A 4,558-nucleotide genomic window follows, 5' to 3' on the forward strand; every position below is an offset into this window, starting at 1 on the left:
CCGCGCGGTCGCCGCTGATGCTGTGGATCGTCGCGAGCGTCCGCGAGTCGATCACGACGCCGTCGTGCACCTGCGCCTGGCCGAACGTCGAGTGGCCCTGGCCACGCATCGCGACCTTGAGCCCGTTGTCGTTCGCGAACCGGACCATCTTCACGATGTCCTGCGCCGAACCCGGCCGCAGCACCGCGATCGGCGTGCGGTGAACGATGTTGCCGTAGTCGTCGGCGGCCTCGGCCCGCGACTGCTCGTCGACGACGAGCTCTCCGTCGAGGCCGGGCACATTGATCCCGCGCGGGCTGGCGTCCGCCTTCGTGACCCAGCCGAGACCCGGGTCGAACGCGACGACCGCCGCCGCCGCGGCGCCGGTCAGGAAGGCACGGCGCCCGAGCCGAGAATCCATCTGCACTCCTCATCCCTGTCGGCCGAACCGGCGCACCATAGCCCACAATCAAGGGTCATGGTTACCCCGTTTGCGTAGTCCACTGTGGCCGAACGGGGCACTGTCACTGGAGTGTCATGTCGCCCGACGGCAGCCAGTAACCGGAAAGGCTTCCGGCCGTCACCAACACCTGCATGCGGCCGTTGATCGTCGCACTCGTACTGAACGGCGCGCTGCTCGGCGCGGACAGCGAGATGGTCTTCGACGCCGTCGTGTTCCCTGCCGAGTCGTACTTGTACGCCGACCACTGTCCGGCTGGGATCAAGACCGTGCGCGCGAGCGGATACGTCACCGTGACCTTCTGGCCGGCCAGCCACGCGTGCGCGTACTGCTCCGCGACCGAGTACCCGGCGAGCGACCCGGCCGTGACGCGCAGGTAGATGCCGCGGCCGCGGACCCGCTGCCGCAGGTCACCCGGCGCGCTCGACCGTCGCGAGAGGCTGATCGACTTGCTGGCCGTGATCGCGCCGTTCTTGTCGAACTTGTACGCGGTGTGCGTGCCGGCGGCGAGCATGACGGTGCCGGTCACCGCGGGCGGCGGGTAGTCCGCGATCAGCGCGTCGGCGTACCGGCTCCACGCGGAGTCCCCGCTCGCGGCGTGCAGCAGGAGCATCTGGTGCCAGTGGATGTCGTGGTACTTGTCGTTCAGCACGCCCTTGTGCCGCAGGCAGTAGTGGCTGAGGTAGCCGGGGTTGCGGAACCCGTTCGACAGGTACCAGTTGGTGTGCGCGAGCGCGCCGTTCCACAGGTTCACCGCGGCCGGGTCGGCGGTCAGCGCCTGGTAGTCGAACAGGCCGAACGTCGCGAACACGTGGCCGTTGAGCGTGCGGTCGGAGCTGGTCGGCGGCCACAGCGGGTACTCCTCGAGCCACAGGTACCCGCTCGGGTCGATGTTGACGGTGGACGGCAGGCCCTCCGCGGGCGCGTTGAGGAAGCTCTTGAACGTGGCGGTGGCGGCGTCGAGCCACTTCTGCGCGCCGGTGATCTGGTACAGCCTGCTGAACGCACTCAGCGCCTGGCCCTGCGCCATCCCGCTGAACCACGGCGCCCGCATCACGTCGCTGCCGCCGTGCAGCGCGAAGTCGAACGGGTAGGGGAAGTACCACGCGTCGTCGGAGAGGACGTGCCGGTCGATGAGCCGCTGGGCGTCGAGGCCGGCGCGGGTGAGGTACTCCGCCTTGCCGGTGAGGTGGTAGTCGCTGATCGCCTCGAGCGCCTCCTGTGCCTGCGCGACCGGGTGGTCGTAGAGCCGGCCGTCGATCGAGAACATCCGCACGCCGGTCGAGTCGTGCGGTACGGACGCGTCGAAGCCGTACTCGGTCGGCGAGTTGTACGGCAGCTCCAGCCAGGACAACGCGCGCGACGCGTAGGCCGTCTTGTGGTACGAGTCGGGCAGCGGCCGGCTCGACTCCGCGGCCTTCTCCTCCATGGCGGCGATCCGCTTCTCGACGCCGGCCGCACCGGCAGCGGGCGGTAGTGGGGTGCCTTCGTCGGCGTCACTTCCCGGACCGCTCGGGAGCAGGGGCTCGGCGGACGTCTTCGCGGACGTCTCGTTCGCCGCGGCCGCCGCCGCTTCCGAGGTCGCGACCGGGCCGGTCACGCCGATGCTCAAGACTAGGGCCGCGACCCCGAACGACCCGAACCGACGCCCCCAGCTCATCCCCAGCTCCGATCGACGATCTTGTCCTGCCTCGCGCCATTGTCGAACACGCGCGGCCATGGCCGGTGAAAGTCTCTCCGGCAACCTCGACATCGCGGTAACGGGTGTCGGCCGTTACTCCGTCGGCGTGACCAGCACCGGCGTGTCGGTGAGCAGCAGGCGGAGCGTCCCGCCGTCGACCTCGACCTCGTGCGGCGCGCCGAAAGCGTCGACGGCGGTCGCGCCTTCCGTGGACCACGCAACGCTGACCGGGACCGGCGGCTGGTCCTCCCCGTCGAACGCGTCGCGGTGGTCCCAGAGCACGAGCAAGGGTGGCCGGCCGTCACGCTCGACGGTGAACACGTAGCGCTCGCCCTGCTTCGTGGCCTTGGTGGCGCCCGCCAGCTCGGTGGTGACCAGCGCGAACGTGTCCGCCGCGGGACGGCGCCGGGTCAGCTTCGTGCCCTCGTACTCGAGCAGGACGAGCTTGCCGAACAGGAGGTGCATCATCTGGTACGGCTCCATCTCGCCGGGCACCTCGGGCGCGAGGTTCCAGTACGCGGCCAGCTCGACGCCGGCGGCGAGGGCGAGCACCGCGCGCTGGACGAGCTGGCGCTGGTTCGCGCGGTGGCGGCGGGCCTCGAGCTCGGGCGGGCAGCCGTCGAGGAACATGCGGAGGCGGTCGGGCAGCTCGCCGGCCCGCTCGTAGAGCGAGACCAGCGCGCGGCGCTCGGGGTTGTCCTGCGCTACCCGCTGCTGCAGCTCGTCGACGCTCTGGGTCGCCGGTGGCTGCTCAGCGAACGCCGCCATCATCGTCTGCTGCAGGACCGGCTCGATCTCCGGGAACTCGAAGAGCACGGGCCCCGCGAACTCGCCGGCGACGACAGGCTTGGCGTATCCGTTGGCCCGCATCATCTTCCGCGCCTCGTCCACGTAGGACGGGATCGCGGCGGGGTCGCCGTAGAGGTGGACGTCGAACAGGTCGAACGCGTCACGACCGGCGTCGGTCAGGTGCGCGAAGAACTCGCGCGGCGCGCTGCCGGGCGGGCTGCTGAGCACGTCGTAGCCACAGCCGCCGAGTACGACGCTCGCGTGCGGGTCGGCTTCCTTCACGGCGGCGTGGAACTCGGTGAGCTGGGCGACGTACTCCTCCGCGGTGCCGGCCCAGGTAAGGCCGACGTTGCTCGGTTCGTTGTCGCACTGCCAGTACCCGACCCGGCCTTGCGCGTGCTCGACCAGCCGCCGGACGAACTCGCGGTACCGCCCCGGGTCCTTCGCCGGCGACGGTGGCAGGAAGTCGCTCGGCTCGCGGGTGGCCCAGAGCGAACTCGAGCAGACGGTGAGCCAGATGTCGGCGTCGGCGCGCTGGCCGAGCAGGGCGTCGAGGACGTGGAAGTCGTACTCGCCGGGGCGCGGTTCGACCTGGCTCCAGTAGATGTAGGCGCGCACCAGGCCGGCGCCGAGCGCGCGGGCCTGGGGCACGAACTCGTCGGGCTCCTTGAAGAGCCCGTAGCTGATCCCCCTGACGATTCCCAACTGCATGTTTACAACATATACCATAGATATATGTCGTATACTCGGCGGCATGTCGATCTGGACCGAGCCCCCGTCCCGCCTGGACCGCGCACGGATAGTCGAGGCGGCGATCTCGGTGGCCGACGAGTCCGGTGCCGGTGCGGTGACGATGAAGGCGGTCGCCGCGCGGCTCGAGGTGACGCCGATGGCCCTCTACCGGTACGTGCGGAACAAGGAAGGCCTGGTCGACCTGATGCTCGACACGGCGACGGCGGAGATCCCGCTTACCGGGTCGTCGTCGTGGCGCCCGGCCCTGCACGCACTTGCCCTCGAAACACGGGCGATGATCAAGCGTCACCCCTGGTACGCGGAGCTGGTCCACACCCGCCCGCCGGCGGGGCCCAACCAGATGCGGCGGCTGGAGTTCATGCTGGCCGTGCTGACGGCGGAAGGCGCAACCCTCGCGGAGGCGATGACCCAGTCGGCGATGCTGGACCGGCACGTGTTCGGCGCGGGCCTGCAGGAGGCGATGGAGTCCCGCTTCGAGGCCCCGTCCGCGGTGTCGGAGGCCATGTCGGACATGCGCGCCCGGGCGGCAGGCAAGCACCCGAACCTGGCGAAATGGCTCTCCGCCCCGAGTGGCCCGTCAATGGACGACCAGTTCGAACTCGTATTGGGCTTCCTACTGGACGGCATCGCGACGCAACTACCGCGAGACAAGGAAAACAGCGGGGGCGCAGGGATTTGAACCCCTGGACCTTCTCGGGACTCCTGTTTCAGGATCTACGAATCGCCTTTCAAGGGCGTTCACGCAGGTGCAACTCCGCAGGATGCTCCTATGGATGTCAAGCGGCGAGTTCAAGATCGTTTGATGTGGTGATGAGTTGGTAGAGCTCGCGGGCGATGTAGCGTTTGAGGCATCGGATGATCTCTTTCTTGGATAGGCCGTCCTTGGTGCGTCGCTC

General features: G+C 69.2%; 4 protein-coding genes. 1 reads left to right on the plus strand and 3 read right to left on the minus strand.

Annotation, left to right across the window (positions count from 1 at the left end; all coding sequences use genetic code 11):
* The 3 genes from VH969_RS13575 to VH969_RS13585 form a co-directional block, all read right to left on the minus strand.
* A partial coding sequence (locus tag VH969_RS13575) for an FAD-binding protein (RefSeq protein WP_331974085.1) occupies positions 1-400 on the minus strand: 400 nt, incomplete at its 3' end.
* Between the two features lie 103 nt (positions 401-503).
* Positions 504-2,099, minus strand: coding sequence for a D-glucuronyl C5-epimerase family protein (locus VH969_RS13580; RefSeq protein ID WP_331974086.1), 1,596 nt, complete (start codon positions 2,097-2,099; stop codon positions 504-506).
* A 114-nt stretch (positions 2,100-2,213) separates the two neighbouring features.
* The gene (locus VH969_RS13585; RefSeq protein ID WP_331974087.1) at positions 2,214-3,620 is read right to left on the minus strand and encodes a glycoside hydrolase 5 family protein; all 1,407 of its coding nucleotides are present in this window, start codon (positions 3,618-3,620) and stop codon (positions 2,214-2,216) included.
* Positions 3,621-3,663: 43 nt separating this feature from the next.
* Here VH969_RS13585 and VH969_RS13590 point away from each other — a divergent pair, with 43 nt between their 5' ends.
* Positions 3,664-4,341 (plus strand): TetR/AcrR family transcriptional regulator, encoded by a 678-nt coding sequence (locus VH969_RS13590; protein WP_331974088.1) that lies wholly within the window; start codon positions 3,664-3,666, stop codon positions 4,339-4,341.
* The last annotated feature ends 217 nt before the right edge of the window (positions 4,342-4,558 follow it).

Origin of the sequence: Actinophytocola sp. (assembly GCF_036555685.1) — a bacterium.
Taxonomy (GTDB): Bacteria; Actinomycetota; Actinomycetes; order Mycobacteriales; family Pseudonocardiaceae; genus Actinophytocola.

Excerpts from the sequence above, each read along its gene's own strand:
- VH969_RS13580 (WP_331974086.1), bottom strand. The coding sequence starts at position 2,099 with ATGAGCTGGGGGCGTCGGTTCGGGTCGTTCGGGGTCGCGGCCCTAGTC.
- VH969_RS13585 (WP_331974087.1), bottom strand. The coding sequence starts at position 3,620 with ATGCAGTTGGGAATCGTCAGGGGGATCAGCTACGGGCTCTTCAAGGAG.
- VH969_RS13590 (WP_331974088.1), top strand. The coding sequence starts at position 3,664 with ATGTCGATCTGGACCGAGCCCCCGTCCCGCCTGGACCGCGCACGGATA.